A 21,937-nucleotide genomic window follows, 5' to 3' on the forward strand; every position below is an offset into this window, starting at 1 on the left:
CAGTTCGGCCGCCATCATCGCGCATCGGCACCACCCGCCCGGCGCGGGGAGGCGTTACCGCCGGTGGATTTCGGCACCGTGCCCGACTCTCGGCCGTCGGCGTCGGCGTCGTGCACAGCCGGGGCAGGTGTCCCGGCGTGGGGACTGCTCAGACCCAGGGCCGACTCGACGTCGGAAGGCCGGAAGCCGTTTTCGAGGCTGGTGAGGACCAGGTCGGCCATCCGGTAGTCGGGATCGTCGGCAAGCGCGCGCCGCAGGTACGCGTCGGCCAGCGCACCGTCGCCCTGGCGGTACGCGCTCACCGCGAGCAGCGTCGCGGGCGCGGCCGCGTACGGCGGCGGGACCCGGCGGACCAGCGCGCGCCAGAGCGCGGCCGCAGCATCGGCGAGCGGGCCGCCGGTCCAGGCGAACGACGCGTCCCGGACCGCGAGGTTCCGCAACGCCACCGCGGCCAGCGCAACCATCCGGTCGTCGTACCGCCCGAGCTCCTCGGGGCCCTCAGACCCGTCATCCCTCGCCGAGCCGTCGAGCCCGGCGGCCGGGCCGCCGGCGCCGCCCAAGCCCGCGGAGCGGGCGGAGCCCCCGGAGGCCTCGGAGGCCTCGGGGCGGGCGGAGCCGTCGGGGCGGGCGGCGTCGCGGGTCAGGCGGCCCTGGATCGCGGCCAGGTCTCGGGCGGCCTGGGCGGCCTGGGCTTCGCCCGCCAGTGCGTCCTCGCGCGCGCTGAGGGCCGCTTCCAAGCCCTTGCTGGGCTCGCCGGGCTCTCGGTCGACCGATCCGACCATCGCCGACCGGTCGCTGAACACCGGACGCCCGGCCGCGACCCGGAGCACCTCCAGCAGTGACGTCGGCCCCGACCCGAGCGGCAGTCCGTCGGGCGGGCAGCAGGGGTTTTCGCAGGTGTACGACCACCAGCGGCCGGCCTCGGCCCGGAGCAGCTCCCGCACCTCGAGCCCGGTGTCGTGCAGCGCCGCCCGCACGGCGAACGCCATGGGGGCCCCGGGCAGGTAGGTGCGCCCCTCCCCTGCGACTCGCACCGGCTCGGATGCCGATGGCACCGACGCGGCGCCCGCCGCTCCGAGGGCGCCCGCGCCCGCGCTACCCGCCGGCCCCACGGCGCCCGCAGACCCCGCAACGTCCACAGACCCCGGAAAGGCCGCAGACCGCGGAAAGGCCGGCGTCGGGCGGGCGTCCGGGGGCGGGGCGGTGAACAGGACCGCGACGCACGCCGAGATGTTCTCGGCGGCCAGCCGACCGGCGAGATGTTCGGCCGCGGGCCGCTCGAGGCCGGCCTCGGGCAAGTCGATGCGCATCGTCATCCGCAACCGGAGGTGCGGGCCGGCCAGACCGAGCAGGACGACGCTCGCCGCCGGATGGAATCCGAGGAGCTGCGGGACCGCGCGGACGATCTCCGGCGGAGTGCGGAGCTGCACCACCGGCTGGCCGGGCGGGGACGAGAGGGAGTTCATGGCACCGGAGCATGCGGGAAGTCACCACTCCGACGGGGGTGCTCGGCCTCCCGCTGGGGACAACCCGCCGCCCTGTGGACGACGGCAGACGCCCGCTAGCGCAAGGTACCGGCGCGCCAGGCCGCGGCGGCCCGGGTCAGGCCCTCGGCGCAGGCGCGGTTGCGGCCGGACCGATCGCGTTCGGCATCACCGTCGGGGCCCTCGGCCGCGAGGAACAGCCGCCCCGCCGCAACGACCCGGAAGAACGCGGCACCCCGCTCCAGCGCGACCCCGAGATCGCCGTCGTAGAGCCCGCTGAGCACGGAATCCGCCACCGCGGCGATCGCGTCCGGGTCGGCGTCGTCGCGGACGCCGGCCACGACCTCGTCGACCGGCGCGAGCGAACGGCCGGTGCGATACAGACGGGCGACTTCGGTGCCGTTCTCGGTGCACCAGGTCTGGAGCAGGTAGAGCGCCCAGAGCGCGCCGGGCAGCGAGTCGGCCGGAGCGCCGCGCCACAGGTCGGCGAGCGTGTCCAACCCGACGGTGTCGGCGAGGCGGACGAAGCGGTCGGTCGGATCGCCTGCCGCGTCGCGCCCGACCGAAACCAGCGCCGCGGCGGTGGCGTGCGCCAGCTCCAGCCGGGCCGAGGGCTCGCCTGCGACCGAACCCTCGATCAGACGCTCGAGGTCGGCGGCGAGGATCGGACGGGTATGACGGGGAGGTTCTGACACGAAGGCGACCTCCTGGACGCAAGGGATGGGACCACTCCAGCGTAAGCAGAGCGAGGGGAACACGCGGCGCCTCTGCACGATCCAGCGTCGACAGGATTCACATCCGGCCCTGTAAAATGACCTCAGTGCGTCGGCTCGATCCAGGCCCCCGGTCCCAACTAAGTCGCTGCGAGCGACCTTCCGCCGAGAGGCGACCCGGCGGGTCGGCGTACCCGAAGGCCGCTCCGTTCCGCGGGGCGGCCTTCGTCATTGCCGGGGTCAGCGCCGGGTGCCGCTGTCCACAGGCAGGCGAGTCCCCGCTGCCGCGAACGCCTGTTGCCGCTACCGTCTGCAGATCGTGACGCGTCCCGCTCCTCCGACCGCGCTGCCGAGGGCAACGGTCTGGCTACCGCAGAAGCGGTCCTCGCCGCTGCGTGCACTCGGTCTGCGGCTGTTCGCCGCGTTTGCGCTGGTCGGCGTCACGGTGGCGATGGTGTACATCGACCGCGACGGTTACCACGACAACACCGGCAGCCCGCTGAGCCTGCTCGATGCGGCGTACTACTCGGTGGTGACGCTGTCGACGACCGGTTACGGCGACATCGCACCGGCCTCGCCCTCGGCCCGGCTGGTGAACGTAATTTTCATCACTCCGGCGCGGGTGTTGTTCCTGATCATCTTGGTCGGCACCACGCTCGAGGTCCTGACCGAGCAGTACCGCGGGCAGTTCCGGCGGGAGCGGTGGAGGCAGACGGTGAAAGACCACTACGTGGTGTGCGGGTACGGCACCAAGGGCCGCAGCGCGGTCGACGCGCTGCTGGAGAACGGCGTGCCGCGGGAGAAGATCGTGGTGGTCGAACGCGACCACCGCGTCGCCCAGCACGCGGTGAACGCCGGTCTGGCGGTGGTCGAGGGCTCGTCCGGACGCTCGGCGGTGCTGTCCCAGGCACACGTCGAACGGGCGACCGCGATCATCGTGGCCCCCGACGCCGACGACGCCGCGGTGCTGACCACGCTCACCGCCCGGCAGCTGACGAACGGCCAGGTCCGGATCGTCACGACCGCGCGGGAGGCGGAGAACGCCCCGCTGCTGCGGCAGAGCGGCGCGCACCAGGTCGTGGTGTCCTCCGCGACGGCCGGGCGGCTGCTCGGCCTGGCGACGACCGACCCGCCGGTGATCGACGTCGTGGAAGACCTGCTCACGCCCGGGCACGGCATGGCCTTCGCCTGTCGCTCGGTCGTCCGCGACGAGGTGGGCAAATCACCGCGGACGCTCGACGAGGTCGTCATCGCGGTGGTCCGGCGGGGGCGCGTGGTGCAGCTGGCCGACCCCGAGACGCGTCAGCTCGAGACCGGCGACCTCCTCGTCTACATCCGCGACGACCGGACCACGAACTCGACCGGACCGAATTCCGACTGACACGGGGGACGACATGTCTGCCTCGGACGAGGCGATCCCGCACAGCGACCGCGCCGCGCACAGCGACCGCGCCGCGCACAGCGACCGCGCCGCGCACAGCGACCGCGCCGCGCTCCGCGAGCGCGCCGAGCACCATCTCCGCGAGCTCGTCGGCGATCCCGCCGCCCGGCTCCGGGACGATCAGTGGACCGCGATCGAGGCCCTGGTGGCCGATCGGCGCCGGGCACTGGTGGTCCAGCGCACCGGGTGGGGTAAATCGGCGGTCTACTTCGTCGCCACGGCCCTGCTCCGGGCCGCGGGGGGTGGGCCGACCGTCATCGTGTCGCCGTTGCTCGCGCTGATGCGCAACCAGATCTCCGCGGCGGCACGGGCGGGCGTGCGGGCGACCACCGTCAACTCGACGAACTCCGACGACTGGAAGCGCATCTACGGCTCGATCGGGGCGGGTGAGGTCGACGTCCTGCTGGTCTCGCCGGAGCGGCTCAACAATCCCGAGTTCCGTGACGAGGTGCTGCCCGAACTGGCGGCCAGCGCCGGGCTTCTGGTGATCGACGAGGCCCACTGCATCTCCGACTGGGGACACGACTTCCGGCCCGACTACCGGCGGATCCGGACGATGCTCGCCGACCTCCCGGCCGGTATACCGGTGCTCGCGACGACCGCGACGGCCAACGAGCGGGTGACGCGTGACGTCGCCGAGCAACTGTCGATCACCGGGTCCCGGACGCTCGACGACGTGCTCGTGCTGCGTGGCAGCCTCGACCGGTCGTCGCTGCACCTGGGCGTCGTCGCGCTGCCGAATCAGGCGGCCCGGCTGGCCTGGCTCGGTGACCACCTGGGTGAGCTCGAGGGCTCCGGCATCATCTACTGCCTCACGGTCGCCGCGACCCAGGACGTGGCCGACTACCTGCGTTCCCGGAACTACGTCGTCTCGGCGTACTCGGGCCAGACCGAGCAGACCGAGCGGCTGGCGGCCGAAGACGACCTGCTGAACAACCGGGTGAAGGCGCTGGTCGCCACGTCGGCGCTGGGCATGGGCTTCGACAAGCCCGACCTCGGCTGGGTGATCAACCTCGGTGCGCCGCCGTCGCCGATCGCGTACTACCAGCAGGTCGGACGCGCCGGCCGAGGAACGTCGCGCGCCACCGTCGTCCTGCTGCCGGGCCGGGAGGACCGCGACGTCTGGGAGTATTTCGGCTCGCTGGCGTTCCCGCCCGAGCACGAGGTGCGCGAAACACTGCGGGTGCTGTCCGACCACGACGGCCCGATGTCGACCGCGGTGCTCGAGACCTACGTCCCGTTGCGCCGGACGCGGCTGGAGATGATGCTCAAGGTCCTCGACGTCGACGGCGCGGTGCGCCGGGTGCGCGGGGGCTGGACGGCGACCGGCCAGTCGTGGAGCTACGACGCCGAGCGGTACGAGCGGGTCAGCGCGACGCGACGCATCGAGCAGCAGGCGATGCTCGACTACCTGACGACGTCCGACTGCCGGATGGTGTACCTCCGGCGGGCGCTGGACGACGTGGAGGCCCAGCCCTGCGGCCGGTGCGACAACTGCGGCGGGCTCGCGTTGTCGTCCGCGACCGACGCGGCCAGCCTGGAAGCGGCGACGGATCGGCTCAGCCGTCCCGGTATACCGGTGGAGACGCGACGGATGTGGCCGACCGGGATGGCCGCGATCGGGGTCGAGCTGAAGGGCAAGATCGCGGCCGGCGAGCAGGCGGAGCCGGGACGGGCGATCGCACGCCTCACCGACCTGGGCTGGGGTAACCAGCTCCGGGAGCTGTTCGCGCCCGGGACGCCGGACGGCGAGTTGCCGGTGCCGCTGCGGCACGCGCTGGTGCAGGTGCTGGACGCGTGGAAGTTCGGTTCCGGCGTCCCGGACGGGATCGTCCACTTCGGCTCGTTGACGCATCCGACGCTGGTCGCGCACATCGCGAACGGTCTCTCGCGGTACGCGGTGATCCCAATGCTGACGTCGTTCCGGATCGTCGGTGGCGCCGGCACCGGCGAAGGGGCAATGAACTCGGCGCAGCGGTTGCGGGCGGTGGCCGATCGGTACGTGCTGTCCGATCCGTCGGCGGTGCAGGGAAGGACCGTGCTGCTGGTCGACGACCGAGTCAATACCGGATGGACGCTGACGGTCGCGGCGAGGACGTTGCGCCGTGCCGGCGCCGACGCCGTCTACCCCTTGGTCCTGGCCGCGGAAAGCTGACCGAGGCCGGCCGGCCCGCCTCGCTGACCCGGCCGACCCACCTCGGTGGCCCGGCCGCCTACTTCGGTGGCCCGGCCGGCCAGCCTCGCTGACCCGGCCGGCCTACTTCGGGCAGTCGCTGAGCATCGAGCTCAGCGCCGACTTGTCCGCGCTGGTGATCGGCAGTTGGTACTTCGTCGCCGAGCGGATGTACCGGACCGCGTACACGCACTGAAACGCCTTCGCCGGCCGCCACACCGACGGCCCCTTGTCACTCTTGGACTGGTTCGACGAACCGTCCACCGCCACCAGGTTGTCGGGGTCGTTCGCGAACGCCAGCCGCCGCGCGGCCGACCACCGCTTCGCGCCCGAGGCCCACGCCCGCGCCAGCGGGACGATGTGGTCGATCTGGACCTTCTTCGTCGACGTGTACTTCACGCCGTTGTACGGGGAGACCCAGGTACCGGCGATCACCTTGCAACCCTCGGTGCCGTTCTTCGTCCGCACCGTGCCCTTGACCGCGTCCCGCCGCAGGATGTCGTTGCGGGTGTCGCAGCCGTTACCGGCGAACGTGACGCCCTTCGCGGCGTCGCTCCAGGCGTCGCCGAACTTGTCCCGCTCGTAGCTGGGGTCCTTGCCCGGGATCGTCTTGATCGTCATCCCGCTCAACGTCTTGCGCGCCTGCGCGATCGAGGATTTCGACGGCTTGGCCACGCTGCCCGGGTCGGCCGGGACCTGGGCCGCCGGGGTTCCGGTCGCCGACGCGGCCGGGTCGACGAATTCGATTCCGTCACATCCGGCACCGGCCAGCACGGCCGCCAGCGCCATACTCACGACTACGAGCTTCTTCTTCACCGGGCACCTCCACGACAGCCAGTACCCGGCCGCCGTCCGGTCCTCACCCGACGGTCACGCGCTGGTTGGCGTCCGCAGCTTACGGCGGGCCCGTAGTGCGCCGACGACCGCTCCCGCAGCGGTTCCGATGCTGGTCCGGATCACGAGGACCGCGATGTTGAACCGTCCGTCCCAGCCGCCGCGGCTGCCCCAGACCGCACCCGTCGCGGTACCCACCGCGACCGCGGCCCAGAACTCCGTTCGCCCCGGAATCGGCCCATCCGCCGGCCCACCGGCCGCCCACCCCGCCTGCGCCCAACCCTCCTGCGCCCAACCAGCGACCAAGCCCGGCTGCGCCGAGCCCCCCGCCCCAGCACCGGCCCCCTCGACGCCGGCCGCCCCGACGCCAGCGCCCTCGACGCCCGCGCCGGACTCCTCGACCCCCGCCGGCTCGACACGCGACCAACCCACCGGCTTCGCCTCGGCCCAGACCGGCAGCTCACGCAGCACCCGCGACAGCAGCACCAGCCCGACGACGCCACCCACCACCGTGCTCCCGTGCTGTGCCAGCATCGCGCCACTGATCGGATGCCCGTTCACGTGGTGCGTCGACGCGAGCCACCGCAGCCGCCGTGCGCCCCAGCGTCCATCGTGGGTGAACGAATCCCAGGCGACGTGGCTCCAGGCCCCGGCCAGCGCACTCAGCACCGTCATCGCCAACGGCGGCTGCCGGTAGTCGAGCAGGGCCAGCCGCCGCAGCGGCAGCCCCGGGAACTCCGGCAGGTAGGCGGCCGCGACCGGCGCCAGGCTCCGGACCGCGAGCGCCGCCGCCGTGGTGACCGGCACGCAGAGCAATACGACGCCCGCGGTGCTGTGCGCGTTCACCTGCCACCGCGTCCCGGCCAGCGCGAACGGCCAGTCCGGCGACATCGAGCCCAGCGCGAGCGCGGTCCCGTCGAACCACTGCGCGGCGACGAGTTTCGCGGCGAACGCCGGCACCTGGTGGGACACGTACGTGAGCGGCATGGGGCCAGTGTTGCCGCGAACCCTGTGAACCCCACCAGACACGCCGTAGGGCCCCGGGGAAACCCCCGAGGCCCTACGGCGTCACGACGTCAGCTGCAGCCGGACGTGCTGCCGCAGCCCTCGCACACGAAGCACGAACCGGCCGGCCGCATCTTCGTGCCGCAGGTCAGGCAGAGCGGAGCGTCCGCCGCCGTGCCCTGCACCAGCTCCAGCAGCTCGGTCGACGAGTGCGCCGAGCTCAGGTCTCGCGGTGCCGCTGCCTTCGGCTCCTGGGAAGGAGCGGAGGACACCGGTGCCGACACCGCCATGCCGGCGATGTCCACGTCGTCGCTCGGCGCACCGTCGAGTTCGGCCGCCCGCTCGGAGTTCGTCAGGATGCCCATCTCGGCGCGGGTCTCCCGGGGCAGGTGGTCGAGCGCCAGCCGCCGGAAGATGTAGTCGATCACCGAGCTCGCGATCCGGAGGTCGGGGTCGTCGGTCATGCCGGCCGGCTCGAACCGCATGTTGCGGAACTTCTCGACGTACGTCTCCAGCGGGACGCCGTACTGCAGCGCGACCGACACCGCGACCGAGAACGCATCCATGATTCCGGCCAGCGTCGAGCCCTGCTTGCCGAGCTTGAGGAAGACCTCGCCGACACCGTCGTCCGGGTAGGTCGACGCGGTGAGGTAACCCTCCGCGCCGGCGACCGAGAACGACGTGGTGGTGCTCGGCCGCGTCTTCGGCAGCCGCTTGCGCACCGGCCGGTACTCGATGACCGGCTCGGGAGCAGCCGCAGCGGACGCCCGGGCCGCGTCCGCCTTCTTGCCACCCACCGACAGCGGCTGGCCGACCTTGCAGTTGTCCCGGTAGACCGCCAGAGCCTTCAGGCCCAGCCGCCAGCCCTCGGCGTAGACCTTCTCGATGTCTTCGATCGTCGCCGACTCGGGCAAGTTGACGGTCTTCGAGATCGCGCCGGAGATGAACGGCTGCACCGCGGCCATCATGCGGACGTGGCCCATCGGGCGGATCGACCGCTCGCCCATCGCGCAGTCGAACACCTCGTAGTGCTCGCGGCGCAGGCCGGGGGCGTCCACGACGTGACCGTTCTGCGCGATGTGCTCGACGATCGCCTCGATCTGCTCGTTCTGGTAGCCGAGCGTCCGCAGGGCCTGCGGGACCGTCTGGTTGACGATCTGCATCGAGCCGCCGCCGTCGAGCTTCTTGAACTTGACCAGGGCCAGGTCGGGCTCGATGCCGGTGGTGTCGCAGTCCATCATCAGACCGATCGTGCCGGTGGGGGCCAGCACCGAGGCCTGCGCGTTGCGCCAGCCGTTCTTCTCGCCGATCCGCAGGCCGCTCTGCCACTCGGCGGTCGCCAGCTCGAGGACGCGCGCGGCGTCCGCACCGACCGGACGCACGGCGTCGTTGGCCGCCGCGTGCTTGCGCATGACGCGCTTGTGGCCCTCTTCGTTGCGCGCATATCCCTCGTACGCGCCGACGACGCCGGCCAGCTCGGCCGAGCGACGGTACGCGGTGCCGGTCATCAGCGAGGTGATCGCCCCGGCCAGCGAACGGCCGCCGTCGGAGTCGTAGGCGTGCGCGGTCGCCATCAGCAGCGCGCCGATGTTCGCGTAGCCGATACCCAGCTGGCGGAACTTCCGGGTGGTGTCGGCGATCGGCTCGGTCGGGAAGTCGGCGAAGCAGATCGAGATGTCCATCGCGGTGATGACCAGCTCGACGGCCTTCACGAACGTCGGACCGTCGAACGTGCCGTCCGGACGGAGGAACCGCATCAGGTTCAGCGAGGCGAGGTTGCAGGACGAGTTGTCGAGGTGCATGTACTCCGAGCACGGGTTGGACGCGGTGATGCGGCCCGACTCCGGCGTGGTGTGCCAGTCGTTGATCGTGCCGTCGTACTGGATGCCCGGGTCGGCGCACTCCCAGGCCGCCTTGGCGATCTTGCGGAACAGGCCCTGGGCGTCGACGGTGTCGATCACCGAGCCGTCCAGGCGGGCGCGCAGGTGGAACTCGCTGCCGTCCTCGACCGCCTGCATGAACTCGTCCGAGACGCGGACGGAGTTGTTCGCGTTCTGGTACTGGACGCTGTTGATGTCCTTGCCGCCCAGGTCCATGTCGAACCCGGCGTCCCGCAGCGCGCGGATCTTGTCTTCCTCGCGCGCCTTGGTCTCGACGAACTCCTCGATGTCGGGGTGGTCGACGTCGAGCACGACCATCTTCGCGGCCCGGCGGGTGGCACCACCGGACTTGATCGTCCCGGCGCTGGCGTCGGCGCCACGCATGAAGCTGACCGGGCCGGACGCGGTACCACCGCTGGCCAGCAGCTCCTTCGAGGAACGGATGCGGGAGAGGTTCAGGCCGGCACCGGAGCCGCCCTTGAAGATCAGGCCTTCCTCGCGGTACCAGTTCAGGATCGAGTCCATCTCGTCGTCGACCGACAGGATGAAGCACGCCGAAACCTGCTGCGGCGCAGCCGTGCCGACGTTGAACCAGACCGGCGAGTTGAAGCTGAACACCTGGTGCAACAGCATCCAGGCGAGCTCGTGCTCGAAGATCTCGGCGTCTTCCGGCGACGCGAAGTAGCCGTGCTCGATGCCGGCCGCGCGGTACACCCGGACGACCCGGTCGATCAGGTGCCGCAGGCTGTTCTCGCGCTGCGGGGTCCCGAGCGCACCCCGGAAGTACCGGGTCGTGACGATGTTCGTGGAGTTCAGCGACCAGAAGTCGGGGAACTCGACGCCGCGCTGCTCGAAGTTGACCTTGCCGTCGCGCCAGTTCGTCATGACGACGTCGCGGCGCTCCCAGGTCACCTCGTCGTACGGATGAACGCCCGCCGTGGTGTACACCCGCTCGACAGTCAGGCCTTTTCCGCCAACAGGCTTGGCCGCGGTCTTCCGCGCTCGCGGAGCCGGCGCGGCCCCACTCCCTGTTGACGAGCCAACCGTCTCGGTCATCGGCGTCCCCTGTCCCTCGTGATCTCGCCCGTGTTCAAAGCCCTAGGCCCACGGTGTGTGGGCATGGCGAAGCGCACGCTGACGGCGCGCCCGCCGTACTGCCGTGTGTTTGGATTTACTTCCGGACGCGCCCACAAGGCTGCGCCCCCGGCGTTTCGGATCCGCCCCGAGCCGAACCGCCGTAAGTGTGTGTTGGTGTGTACTGCCCGCCCGGCCTCGTCGCCGGACCGTCTGTGCGGCCGCTAGGGGCTGGTGGAATGCGCGTCCACGAGTTCGGCCGGCTCGCCGCCGCGGTCGTCCCGGCCGCCGCCCTCGTCTCCCTTGCCGCCGTGGGGCAGCGGTGGAGACGCGGTGACGTTCGCGACCGGCCGGGCTCCGGACTCGCCGGGCGCTCCGGACCCACCGGGCCCGTGGCGGCGGAGCGACGCGATCTCCGCCTCGAAGTCTTCCAACGATGCGAACGACCTGTAAACGCTCGCGAACCGGATGTAAGCCACCTCGTCGAGCTCGCGCAACGGCCCGAGGATCGCGAGGCCCACCTCGTGCGAGGGAACCTCGGCCGCGCCCCGCGACCGGATCGCCTCTTCGACCTTCTGCGCCAGCACCGCGAGCGCATCCGCGTCGACCGGGCGGCCCTGACAAGCCTTCCGGACGCCGGAGACGACCTTCTCCCGGCTGAACGGCTCACTGACGCCGCTGCGCTTCACGACCGCCAGCACCGGCTCCTCCACCGTGGTGAAGCGCCGGGAGCACTGGGTGCAAGAACGCCGCCGCCGGGTGACTTTTCCGTCCTCGGCCTCACGCGAGTCGACCACTCGGGAGTCGGGGTGCTGGCAGTAAGGACACTTCACCGCACTTCCTCCTCCCCGACTCAACCGGTAGGTGAGTTACACGCCCGTAAGCACTAGATCTAGTGGCGACAGTAGGCCTGCAACCCCACGACTGCAAGCCGACCCGCCGGTAAATCCCAGAACACGGACAACTTCTACAACCCGTGGATCACCGACGACACAGAGTGGTGCGCAGAGCCGAGTTATCCACAACCTGTTGTGGTCTCGTCGTCCGCCGCCCACGACCGGTAGCGCGATTCGGACTCGGGCGTCGGTTCCTCGCGGTAGTGCCGGTACGTCGCGAGCACGCGCTCGTAGTCGATGCCGAGCACCGGCCCCTCACCCCGTGCGGCGATGTCGGTGTCGCGCCAGATCGAGTAGTCGGCCGGGTCGCGCAGCAGCCCCCGGGACGCGCAGTAGTCGTACATCTCGGTGCCCGGCAGCGGGTTGAGGATGTTCGGGTTCGGAAACGTCGGTTCGATCTCGTCCATGAACGCGTGGTGGGCCGCGTAGTCCTGGGCCGTCTCGGTCGGGACGCCGAGAAGGAGGTTCGCGCCCACCTGCACGTCGTGGTCCCGGCAGAGCCGGGCGACCGCCACCCCGTCGGCCACCGACGTGCGCTTGCGCATGAACTCCAGCAGCCGCTGGGACCCGCTCTCGAACCCGAACCACACCGTGATCCGCTGTCCATCGCGGGTCCGACCGGCCTGGGCTTCGCCCAGCACCTCGGCCAGGGCCGCGCTGAACCGGTTGACGTGCCCGTTGAACATCAGTCCGACGTCCGGCAGCTCGGCGTCCATGCGCCGGACGACGCCCGTGAGCAGCGGAAGGTTGAGCGTGGCGATCGGATCGGCGATCGTCACGAAGTCGACGCCCCAGCGGCGGACGTACTCGTGCACCTCGGCCATCACCGTGTCGACCGTGCGGAACCGGCGCCGGGGCGGCTCGAAGACCGACCGGTTCGGCAGTTCGCAGAACGTGCACCGCATCGGGCAGCCGCGCCCGAGCTGGAGGTAGACGGGCCGGTAGCCGTCTTGCGCGTACACCTCCCGGTAGCAGTCGAAGTCGGCGTAGGGCGGCAGCGTGTCGACGTCGGGCCAGGCCGTGCCCTCCACGATCGGCGGCAGCGGCTCACCGGCGACGACCCGGTCGTACAGGTCGAGGATCGCCGACTCGCCCTCACGGCGGACCACCGTGTCGAACACGCCAGTGGCCAGCGTGGCCTCGGTGTGGATGCTGGCGTGGACACCCCCGGCCACCACCGCCCGGCCGGGACGCCGGACCGCCCTGGCCAGCTCCACCGCCTCGGCGGCGTTCGGCGAGAGGTAGCTGAACCCGATCAGGTGCGGGTCGAAGTCGTCGACCGCGGCGAGTAACCGGCCCGCGGGCTGCAGGCGGGAGTCGAACAACGCGACGTCGGCGCCGTGCTGCAGCAGCAGCGTGCCCAGAAGCTGCGGGCCGATCGGCGGGCTCATCACCGGGCGGACTTCGCTCTCCGGTTGCCCCACGTAGATCAGCGCGACGCGGCGGGCGCGGTTCGGCCGGCCCGGTTCTCGTCGTCCGGCATCCATGCGCGCTCCGTCCCGGCGCGGCCTGGGCGCCGGGGTGCCAGCCTAACGGGAGGCCGGGAGCAGCAGGCGCTGGCCCACGTGGACCGTGGCGTCGGGCATGTGGTTGAGCTGCCGGATCTCGTCCATCGTCTCGCTCCGGGGGCGGCCGGGCGCGGTCTCTTCGGCGATCGTCCAGAGCGTGTCGTGCTCGGTGACGACCATGCTGCGCGACGAGACCGGGGTGACGTCGTCCGCCCTCGTCGACACCGCGATGGCCAGCGCGGCGATGGCCAGCGCGAGCAGCACCACCGTGCGCAGGAGCGCCCGGCCCCGCCGGGTGAGCCGCACCCGCGGCGCTGGCCCGGCGACCCTTCTGGCAACCTCCCCGGCCACGGCGGCCGACGGCGGACGAGGGGCGGCGGCCCGCGGCGCGCGGGACGCCCGCGGCCGCGAACCGGCACCCGAACACTCCGCCCCCCGCTGCCGGGGCAGACGCTCACCGGGCAGACGCTGACCGGGCGTGCGCGGCGCCGGCGGCACCGCGCGAAGACGCCGTACCCGCCCGGCGCCGACCTGGACGGCTTGCTCGAACGGATCGACGCGCTCGAGCCCGGACTCGACCGCGACCGGCACCAGCTTGAGCGTGACCACACGAACCCCCGGAAGGAGAGGCGTACGAAAGTTCGACGAACGCGTGTACGAACTTTTATCACGACCGCCCCACCGATACCAGGCTTGCGCGCGCAATTATTTCGACCGTATGTTCGGATCACACGTTCGAGCAGCACCTCCTCGGCTGCGCGGGCCTTCCCCACCAACACCACCCGACACACCGACGTCGTACGTTTGTTTGAAATCCTCGTCCACAGTGGTTACGGTCAACGGGCGAGGTGACGGCGGTGGTGCCGTGAGACGAGGAGGACACCGTGACGGAACGTCGACATGGCGGTAGCGCGACGGATGGGGCCGGTGGCACACCTGTCGCCGAGGCCGCGGGCACCGACCGGGTCGAGGCCGTCTCCGACGGAGCCCTCGGCGCGGAGAAGAACGCCCCTCGCCGCCGCGGGCGCCGCAGCACGACGACGGCCGGCACCCCGCTGAGCCCGCGCCAGCGCCGAATTCTCGAGGTCATTCGCGACTCGGTCGAGAAGCGCGGCTACCCGCCGAGCGTCCGCGAGATCGGCGAGGCCGTCGGGCTCACGTCGCCGTCGAGCGTGGCTTACCAGCTCCAGGCGCTGCAAGAGAAAGGCCTGCTGCGCCGCGACCCCAACCGCCCACGCGCGGTCGACATCCGGACGCCGGCCAACGGCAACGGGCGCGACACGGTGGTCGGTATCGGTGGCGGCGTCAGCGCGGTCGGCGCGACGGAGGCGGCCGAGGCCGACGGGCGTCCGGCTCCGGTGCACGTGCCGGTTCTGGGGCGCATCGCCGCCGGTGGGCCGATCCTGGCCGAGCAGGCCGTGGAAGACGTGTTCCCGCTCCCCCGCGAGATCGTCGGTGACGGCAACCTGTTCCTGCTGCGGGTCGTGGGTGACTCGATGATCGAGGCCGCGATCTGCGACGGAGACTGGGTCGTCGTCCGCCAGCAGCCCGACGCCGACAGCGGCGAGATCGTGGCCGCGATGCTCGACGGCGAGGCCACCGTGAAGCGCTTGCGCCGACGTGACGGTCAGGTCTGGCTGGTGCCGCACAACGCGGCCTACGAGCCGATCCCCGGCGACGAGGCCACGATCCTGGGGCGGGTCGTCACGGTGCTGCGTCGCCTCTGATCACCGACGCCGAAACGGCGCCGCCCCGCTCGGTTCGAGCGGGGCGGCGCCGTTTTCGCTAGCGCGGAGGCGTCTTCGCTAGCGCGCGGGAGGCGGGGGCGGACGCCGGCCTCCGGGTGGCGGCGGAGGGTTTCCGTCGTCGTCCCGGTAGCCTCGCCGCTCGCCCGGGGGTGGCGGAGGGCGCATCCGGTCGACCGGCGGACGGGCCCGTCCGCTACCGGTGGACTCCGGGTCACGGCCGCCACGGCCCCCGGTCGATTCCCAGTCCGGATCACGGTCGTCGCGCGGGGGACGTCCACCGGTGCGACTGTCCCAGCCGCGTCCATCGGTGTCGCGCCGGCCACCGCGGGAGTCTTCGGGATCACGGCTGCTGCCGTACGTCGTCCCGGGCGGCGGAGGCGGCGGACCGGGCCGTCGTGCCCGCGTCGGAGCCGAGCGGTCCACCGGGCGGTCCGCGGGAGGAGGAGGCGGTCGCATCCGGTCTCCCGGCGGACGCACCCGTCCGCCACCGGTCGTCTCCGGATCACCGTTCCGGGGCGGCCCACCGGGTCGCCGGACCCGGCCACCGCCGGTCGTCTCGGGGTCGTACCCGCGCGCCGGTACGTTCCCGGGCGGCGGCCCACCCGGCCCACCCGGCCCTCGGCCACGCCCGCCCGTCGTCTCGGGGTCGTAGGCGCCCGGCCGTCGTCCCCGCCCGCCGGTCGACTCGGCGTCGTACCCGCCACCGCCACCGCCGTAGACCGTCCCGCGTCCCGCGGGCCCGGACACCGGGGCGGCTCCGCTCACCGGAGCACCACCGATCGCCGCACCACCGACCGCGGGCCCCGACACCGGGGCGGCACCCGAAACCGGGCCCTCCGATCGGAACCCGCCCTCGGGTCCCCGATCGGCCGACCAGCCGACCGGCGAGTTCGGCCCGGAGGCCGCACCGACCGGTGACGGCGGCCGTGCCGCACCGCGGGGCGCCGGGGGCACGGCCGCGCCCCCGCGCGAAGCGCCGTACACCGACCCGGTCACCCGAGGCAGGTTCATCGTCGAGTCGGCCGGACCCATCGCGTCGATCTCCGCGAAGCCCGGGCCCGGACCGTTGCCGACCCGGTTGGCCCCCGGCGGAACCCGCGAGCCGCCGCCGGACGAGGGCGACTGCGCCCGCTGCCGGAACCGGACGATGCCCACGATGCCGGCCACCAGTAGCGCGAGACCGATCAGGCCGACGATCGCGACGATCGTGGTGAGCTGCGAGAAGCTGATGCCGCTCAGCAGACCGCCGCCGGAGTCCGAGTCGGAGCCGCCGCCGTCCTTGGCCGCCGGAGCCGCCTTGACCGCGTTGGCGATCGGCCACTTCTGGATCGTCGACGACGGATTTTCCTTGGTGCCTTCCGGAACGGTCAGGAACGACGTCCCGTCCGGGGTGTACGCCACCGCTTCGCCGAGCTGGCCCTTCTGGCCGGTCAGCAGCGTCTTCTTCGGCTTCCCGCTGGTCAGCGACTTCGCCACGTCGCCGCCGGTGACGGTCCACTCGTAGATCGCGGAGTACGTCCGCAGCGCGACGCGCTTGCCGTCGGGCGACAGCGCACCACCGGTCACGGCCTCGACCCCGCCGAGCGTCACGGTGCCGGCCAGCGTCAGCGGAACCGCCTGGTCGGCCGACTTCGACGGGCCGCTGATCGCCTTGCTGGCCTTGTAGACCTTCGCGACGCCGGAAGCCGACTTCGTGACGATCACCGGGATGTTGTTGTTCTGGACGATCAGCGCCTCGGCGTTCTTCGCGCCGTCCGGGTACCGCATCCGCTGGATCGTCGGCGTACCGGACGGCGGGAACAGGTGCACCGCGATCGTCGCGCGCTCGGGCGCCGAATCGCTGTCACCGATGTCAGCCACCCAGTACGAGCCGTCCGACGTCCGGGCCAGATCCTCGGGGTCGAACGGGTCCACGGCCGAGGTGAGTTTCTTCGTCACCTGGCATTTGGCGTCCAGCAGGTAGATCTCGACCTGCTGGACCGAGTCGTCACTGTCAGTGATGACCGCATAGCCGTCGTCGACCGCCACCAAGCCGCTGATCTCCGGCAGCCGGTTGTCGTTCACCGTGCAAACGGTCGCCGGCGCGGCCAAGGCAGCCGTACCGCCCGGCAGCAGCCCGAAGGCCGCCCCGAGCAGAAGGGCTACGAAGATCCGTCCACACCGAGTCACGCCCCCAGTCTTGCAGACCGGTGGACACCAATCGGCGGCGTTGCGTGAGACTCCGGACGGTAACAGCGAGAGGCGTGTCACCGGTTGTTCACCCGCTCAACCGTCCGGAGGACCCGAAATAGTCCGGTCAGGCCTGCTGAGTAGTACCCGCGTACGGCTGGAGCAGCGCGGCCAGCCCGGGGTGTACCCGCACGTGGAGCTCGGTGCCGTCGGACGCGTGCCGGCTGGAGAGCACCTCGCCCTCCGCGTGCACGCGCGACACCAGCCCGCCCTGGTCGTAGGGCAACCGCACATGTAGCTCCAGCGCCGGCCGCGGCAACCGGTCTTCGATGGCGTCACGCAGGGTGTCGACCCCGAGACCGGTATGCGCGGAGACCACCAGAGCGCCCGGTAGCGCCTGTCGCAGCTGCAGTAGCTGCTCGGCCGACGCGGCGTCCGCCTTGTTGATCACCAGCAGCTCCGGCACCTGCCCGGCCTCGATGTCGGCGAGCACCTCGCGGACCGCGTTCACCTGGGAGAGCGGATCCGGGTGCGAGCCGTCGACGACGTGCACGAGCAGGTCGGCGTCCGCGACCTCTTCGAGCGTGGACCGGAACGCCTCGACCAGCTGGTGCGGCAGGTGCCGCACGAACCCGACCGTGTCGGTCAGCGTGTACTCCCGGCCGTCGGCCGCGGACGTACGCCGGGTGGTCGGGTCGAGCGTCGCGAACAGCGCGTTCTCCACCAGCACGCCGGCGCCGGTGAGCCGATTGAGCAGGCTCGACTTCCCCGCGTTGGTGTAACCGGCGATCGCCACGCTGGGCACCGAGTTCCGCCGCCGGGACGAGCGCTTGGTGTCGCGGGCGGTCTTCATGTCCTTGATCTCGCGCCGCAGCTTCGCCATCCGCTCGCGGATACGACGCCGGTCGGTCTCGATCTTGGTCTCACCGGGACCACGGGTGCCCACGCCGCCACCGGCACCACCACCGGCGCCACCGGCCTGACGGGACATCGACTCACCCCAGCCGCGCAGGCGGGGCAGCATGTACTCCATCTGGGCCAGCGAGACCTGCGCGCGACCCTCGCGGGTGTGCGCGTGCTGGGCGAAGATGTCGAGGATCAGCGCGGTCCGGTCGATCACCTTGACCTTGACGACCTTCTCCAGCGCGTTGAGCTGCGCCGGTGAGAGCTCGCCGTCGCAGATCACGGTGTCCGCGCCCGAGGCCAGGACGACCTCTCGCAGCTCGGCCGCCTTGCCCGAACCGATGTAGGTCGACGGGTCGGGCCGGTCACGGCGCTGCATCAGACCCTCGAGCACCTCGGAACCGGCCGTCTCGGCCAGCGCCGCCAGCTCGGTGAGGGAGTTCTCGGCGTCTTCGACGGTGCCTTCGGTCCAGACACCGACCAGGACGACCCGCTCCAGCCGCAGCTGGCGGTACTCGACCTCGGTGACGTCCGCGAGCTCGGTGGACAGGCCCGCGACGCGACGCAGCGCCTGCCGTTCCTCCCGCTCGAACTGCTCGCCGTCGAACTCGTCGAGATCGTCGGGCGAGAGCCGAATCGTGCTGTCGCCGAGCGAACCGGCTCGACGACCGGCCGTGGACGGGGTCGGATTCATCGGCAGGTCAACTCCGTCAGTAGTCAGTGCGGGTCCTTTCGTGGGGAAAGTCCGTGCAGGCATCGTGACACGGGTAGCGGCGCACGGTCATCCGGAATAGCACCAGGACTACCGTTGAAACGGCGCTGCGGCACGAGGGATTCCCCAGATTTCATCCCGCCATGCGGACTCTGGAAGGATTCCGACGACTCGCGCGGCGTCATTTGCTAGCGCCCATCGCGTCGGCCCCGCAACGGCCGGCCAGACCGGAGGAAATCCCGTGTCCACCCCGATGCCCAGTGCCGGTTTCTCGATCACCATCCGGATCGCCGCTCCCGCCGACCCCACCGGCGTCGGACGGCTCACCACCGCGGTCGGCACGGCCGGCGGCGTGGTCACGGCACTGGACGTCGTCGACTCCGACGCCGACCGGGTGCTCGTCGACCTGACCTGCGACACCGCCGACGGCCCGCACGCCGACGCGGTCGTCTCCTCGCTCCGCTCGCTCGACGAGGTCGAGGTCCGGAAGGTCTCCGACCGCACGTTCCTGCTGCACCTCGGCGGCAAGATCGAGGTCACCCCGAAGGTCAACCTGCGCACCCGCGACGAGCTCTCCCGCGCCTACACGCCCGGTGTCGCCCGCGTCTGCCGGGCGATCGCCGAGAACCCGGACGACGCCAGGCGCCTGACGATCAAGCGCAACACCGTCGCGGTCGTCACCGATGGGTCCGCCGTGCTGGGCCTGGGCAACCTCGGCCCGGCCGCGGCGCTGCCGGTGATGGAGGGCAAGGCCGCGCTGTTCAAGCGCTTCGCCGGGGTCGACGCGTGGCCGGTCTGCCTCGACACGCAAGACACCGACGAGATCGTCTCGATCGTCCGGGCGCTGGCGCCGGTGTACGGCGGCATCAACCTCGAGGACATCGCCGCGCCACGCTGCTTCGAGATCGAGACCCGGCTGCGCGACGAGCTCGACATCCCGGTCTTCCACGACGACCAGCACGGCACCGCGATCGTCGTGCTCGCCGCGCTGACCAACGCGCTGCGCGTCGTCGGCAAGGAGCTCAAGGACGTCCGGATCGCCGTGTCCGGAGCCGGTGCGGCCGGCACCGCGATCATGAAGCTGCTGCTCGCGGAAGGCGTCGGCGACATCGTCGCCTGCGACCGCGAGGGTGCGCTGCACCGCGGGTCGCAGGGCCTGAACCCGAGCATGCAGTGGCTGGCCGAGCACACCAACAAGGACGGCTTCTCGGGCTCGCTCGCGGGTGCGCTGCGCGGGTCCGACGTGTTCATCGGCGTCTCCGCGCCGAACCTGCTGACCGGCGACGACATCGCGACGATGGCCGACCGGTCGATCGTGTTCGCGCTCGCGAACCCCGACCCGGAGGTCGACCCCCGCGAGGCCCGCGAGCACGCCGCCGTCGTGGCGACCGGCCGTTCGGACGAGCCGAACCAGATCAACAACGTCCTCGCGTTCCCGGGCGTCTTCCGGGGCCTGCTCGACGCGCAGGCGCGCGAGTTCACGCTGCCGATGGCGCTGGCCGCCGCCGAGGCGATCGCCAACGTCGTCGGTGCCGACAAGGTCAACCCCAGCGTCATCGTCCCGAGCGTCTTCGACCCGTCGGTCGCTCCGGCGGTCGCCGCCGCCGTCACCGAGGCCGCCCGCAGGACAACTGCCTGATCTTCACGCCGCCCGGCGAACCACCGCAGGTGCGCCCGCGCCTGCGGTGACCGCGCGCGACGCGCTCCTCGCCTCCGCCTGTGGCCGCCCCCGAGCCGCCGCGCGCACCGGCTCACGCCCGGCGCGTGGTTGCGCCCTGCGCGGGGCTCCGCCCGGCGTTGGGCTCCGCCCGGCACGGGGTTCCGCCCGGCACGGGTTCCGCCCGGCACGGCACGGGGTCGCGGCTCGGCACGGGGTCGCGGCCCGGGGCGGGGTCGCGGCGACGGCGAATGGGTGTATGGGCTTCCGCCGATGCAGCCGTTTGCCGTTACGGATCGTGCGGCGTCACGCCAGCGCGTTCGCCGGCGGGCGCAACGTCGGCTCGGGCGCGGCGCGGAGGGGCGGCTGGACCGGCAGCGGGATCTCCGCGGCGCCGGCGGCCGGGATCGGGCGGGGCCGGCGCGGGGCGCGGACACCGCTGCTCCCGCCCGGGCCGCTGTAGACGAACAGCCCGTTCACCGGGTCGGGAACCGCGTCCAGCGCGGCCTGCACGGCGGACGTGGCCCGGAAGCGCCACCAGTCCGCCTCGTCGGCGAACTCGAGCTCGAGAATGAGCCCCCAGCTCCGCCGTACCCATCGCCAGTCCTTGGCCCCGTGGGTTACCGCCGCCTCGTCCAGGTGCTCGCGGTGCGACGCGGACCACACGTCCGCCGAGAACTGACCGTCGAGAACCTCGATCGTCCAGATCTCCATGCCTCCACGGTCGACCCGCCGGGCCGCGAGCACAAGCCCCTACGCGAAGGAGGCCGGATCTCCGAGCGCGGCGATCAGATCGGTGAGCTCCTCCACGACACCCGGCCGCCCCACCATGATCGAGTGGCTGCGCAGGCTCCACGGGTCGCCGTCGAGGTCGCGGAGCACCCCGCCGGCCTGCTCGACCAGCAGCGCACCGGCCGCGTTGTCCCAGGCGTGGTTGCCGAAGTTGAGCGTCGCGCCGATCGCCCCCGACGAGGCCCAGGCCAGCTCCACCGCCGAGGAACCGAACATCCGGACCCGCATCGCGGTGTGCGCGATCGCGTTCGCCAGCGCCATCCGGTACCGGAACGGGTAGCGCGGGGTCGGGCCGCCGTGCGTGCCCTTGGGGGCGACGTTGCCGAGCGTGATCGTGACGTCCTCGACCCGGCCGGGCTCCAGCGTCGGCATCGCCTCGCCGTTGCGGATCAGCGGACCACCGGCGATCGCCTCGTACGACTCGCCGAGCAGCGGCAGCCGGATCAGCCCGGCGACCGGGAGGCCGTCCTGCAGGAGCCCCAGGCTGATGCCGGTGAGCGGGATCCGCGCGGTGTAGTTGGCGGTGCCGTCGATCGGGTCGAGTACCCAGGTGACGCCGGTGTGCAGGTCGGGGCCGCCGAACTCCTCGCCGTGCACCGGCAGTCCGGTGCGCTCGACCAGTGCCGAGGTGATCTGCCGTTCCAGCGCGAGGTCGGCCGCGGTGGCCCAATCGCCGACGCCCTTCACGACCTCTTCCTTGGCGCCGATCTCGCTGACGAAGTACGGCGTGACCTCGTCGAGCACGGTTCCGGCGAGGGCCGCGACTTCCTTGAGCCGGTCCGCGTCGAGGCTCACGCGCGCGGCCCGACCGTCGCGGCCTGCTGCACGGCCCGGTGCGCGGCCTCGTCCGCGACCGCACGCAGGTGCGCGGCCCGGTCTTTCGGGCGGGGATCCGGCCGTTCGTCGGCGGCCGGTCGTCCGTCGGCGGCGTCCGCCGGGGTGCGTTCG

General features: G+C 72.0%; 15 protein-coding genes and 1 pseudogene. 4 read left to right on the forward strand and 12 right to left on the reverse strand.

Translation table 11 applies throughout. The features are described 5' to 3' along the window. Positions 1-14: 14 nt before the first annotated feature. Together ACIBZJ_RS24510 and ACIBZJ_RS24515 are read right to left on the reverse strand one after the other, a co-directional pair. On the reverse strand, positions 15-1,466 hold the full coding sequence (locus ACIBZJ_RS24510) for a DUF4192 domain-containing protein (RefSeq protein ID WP_395933330.1): 1,452 nt from the start codon (positions 1,464-1,466) through the stop codon (positions 15-17). 95 nt (positions 1,467-1,561) lie between these two features. Beyond that, a complete protein-coding gene (locus tag ACIBZJ_RS24515; RefSeq protein ID WP_395933332.1) occupies positions 1,562-2,179 on the reverse strand; it encodes a hypothetical protein in 618 nt (205 codons plus the stop codon). A 337-nt stretch (positions 2,180-2,516) separates the two neighbouring features. On the opposite strand from ACIBZJ_RS24515, the gene ACIBZJ_RS24520 reads away from it, so the two are divergent. Next, a complete protein-coding gene (locus tag ACIBZJ_RS24520) occupies positions 2,517-3,578 on the forward strand; it encodes a potassium channel family protein (RefSeq protein WP_395933334.1) in 1,062 nt (353 codons plus the stop codon). A 13-nt stretch (positions 3,579-3,591) separates the two neighbouring features. Next, the gene (locus ACIBZJ_RS24525) at positions 3,592-5,793 is read left to right on the forward strand and encodes a RecQ family ATP-dependent DNA helicase (RefSeq protein WP_395933336.1); all 2,202 of its coding nucleotides are present in this window, start codon (positions 3,592-3,594) and stop codon (positions 5,791-5,793) included. A 102-nt stretch (positions 5,794-5,895) separates the two neighbouring features. Here ACIBZJ_RS24525 and ACIBZJ_RS24530 read toward each other — a convergent pair whose 3' ends face one another. From ACIBZJ_RS24530 to ACIBZJ_RS24555, 6 genes and pseudogenes are all read right to left on the reverse strand, one after another. After that, positions 5,896-6,627, reverse strand: coding sequence for an HNH endonuclease family protein (locus tag ACIBZJ_RS24530; RefSeq protein WP_395933338.1), 732 nt, complete (start codon positions 6,625-6,627; stop codon positions 5,896-5,898). Between the two features lie 54 nt (positions 6,628-6,681). Next, positions 6,682-7,632: a DUF4184 family protein gene (locus ACIBZJ_RS24535; RefSeq protein WP_395933340.1), complete on the reverse strand. Its 951-nt coding sequence runs from the start codon at positions 7,630-7,632 to the stop codon at positions 6,682-6,684. Between the two features lie 89 nt (positions 7,633-7,721). Next, positions 7,722-10,586: a vitamin B12-dependent ribonucleotide reductase gene (locus tag ACIBZJ_RS24540; protein ID WP_395933342.1), complete on the reverse strand. Its 2,865-nt coding sequence runs from the start codon at positions 10,584-10,586 to the stop codon at positions 7,722-7,724. A 416-nt stretch (positions 10,587-11,002) separates the two neighbouring features. After that, positions 11,003-11,437 (reverse strand): annotated as a pseudogene (nrdR, locus tag ACIBZJ_RS24545) (transcriptional regulator NrdR); the annotation flags it as partial. Positions 11,438-11,619: 182 nt separating this feature from the next. Beyond that, the gene (locus tag ACIBZJ_RS24550; protein WP_395933344.1) at positions 11,620-12,987 is read right to left on the reverse strand and encodes a B12-binding domain-containing radical SAM protein; all 1,368 of its coding nucleotides are present in this window, start codon (positions 12,985-12,987) and stop codon (positions 11,620-11,622) included. Between the two features lie 42 nt (positions 12,988-13,029). Then, on the reverse strand, positions 13,030-13,617 hold the full coding sequence (locus ACIBZJ_RS24555) for a LysM peptidoglycan-binding domain-containing protein (RefSeq protein ID WP_395933346.1): 588 nt from the start codon (positions 13,615-13,617) through the stop codon (positions 13,030-13,032). 275 nt (positions 13,618-13,892) lie between these two features. Here ACIBZJ_RS24555 and lexA point away from each other — a divergent pair, with 275 nt between their 5' ends. Next, entirely contained in the window at positions 13,893-14,735 is an 843-nt protein-coding gene (gene lexA / locus ACIBZJ_RS24560) for a transcriptional repressor LexA (RefSeq protein ID WP_395933348.1), read from the forward strand. Positions 14,736-14,813: 78 nt separating this feature from the next. Here the strand turns inward: lexA and ACIBZJ_RS24565 are convergent, their stop codons facing one another. Further along, a complete protein-coding gene (locus tag ACIBZJ_RS24565) occupies positions 14,814-16,820 on the reverse strand; it encodes a transmembrane domain-containing protein (RefSeq protein WP_395933350.1) in 2,007 nt (668 codons plus the stop codon). Between the two features lie 232 nt (positions 16,821-17,052). Continuing rightward, a complete protein-coding gene (gene hflX / locus ACIBZJ_RS24570; RefSeq protein ID WP_395933352.1) occupies positions 17,053-18,522 on the reverse strand; it encodes a GTPase HflX in 1,470 nt (489 codons plus the stop codon). 271 nt (positions 18,523-18,793) lie between these two features. On the opposite strand from hflX, the gene ACIBZJ_RS24575 reads away from it, so the two are divergent. Next, the gene (locus ACIBZJ_RS24575) at positions 18,794-20,179 is read left to right on the forward strand and encodes an NAD-dependent malic enzyme (protein WP_395934075.1); all 1,386 of its coding nucleotides are present in this window, start codon (positions 18,794-18,796) and stop codon (positions 20,177-20,179) included. 324 nt (positions 20,180-20,503) lie between these two features. On the opposite strand, the gene ACIBZJ_RS24580 is transcribed toward ACIBZJ_RS24575, so the two are convergent. Next, on the reverse strand, positions 20,504-20,911 hold the full coding sequence (locus tag ACIBZJ_RS24580) for a hypothetical protein (RefSeq protein WP_395933354.1): 408 nt from the start codon (positions 20,909-20,911) through the stop codon (positions 20,504-20,506). Between the two features lie 39 nt (positions 20,912-20,950). Further along, a complete protein-coding gene (locus ACIBZJ_RS24585) occupies positions 20,951-21,784 on the reverse strand; it encodes an inositol monophosphatase family protein (protein WP_395933356.1) in 834 nt (277 codons plus the stop codon). Between the last annotated feature and the right edge of the window lie 153 nt (positions 21,785-21,937).

Source organism: Cryptosporangium sp. NPDC051539, from assembly GCF_044454545.1.
Lineage (GTDB): Bacteria > Actinomycetota > Actinomycetes > Mycobacteriales > Cryptosporangiaceae > Cryptosporangium.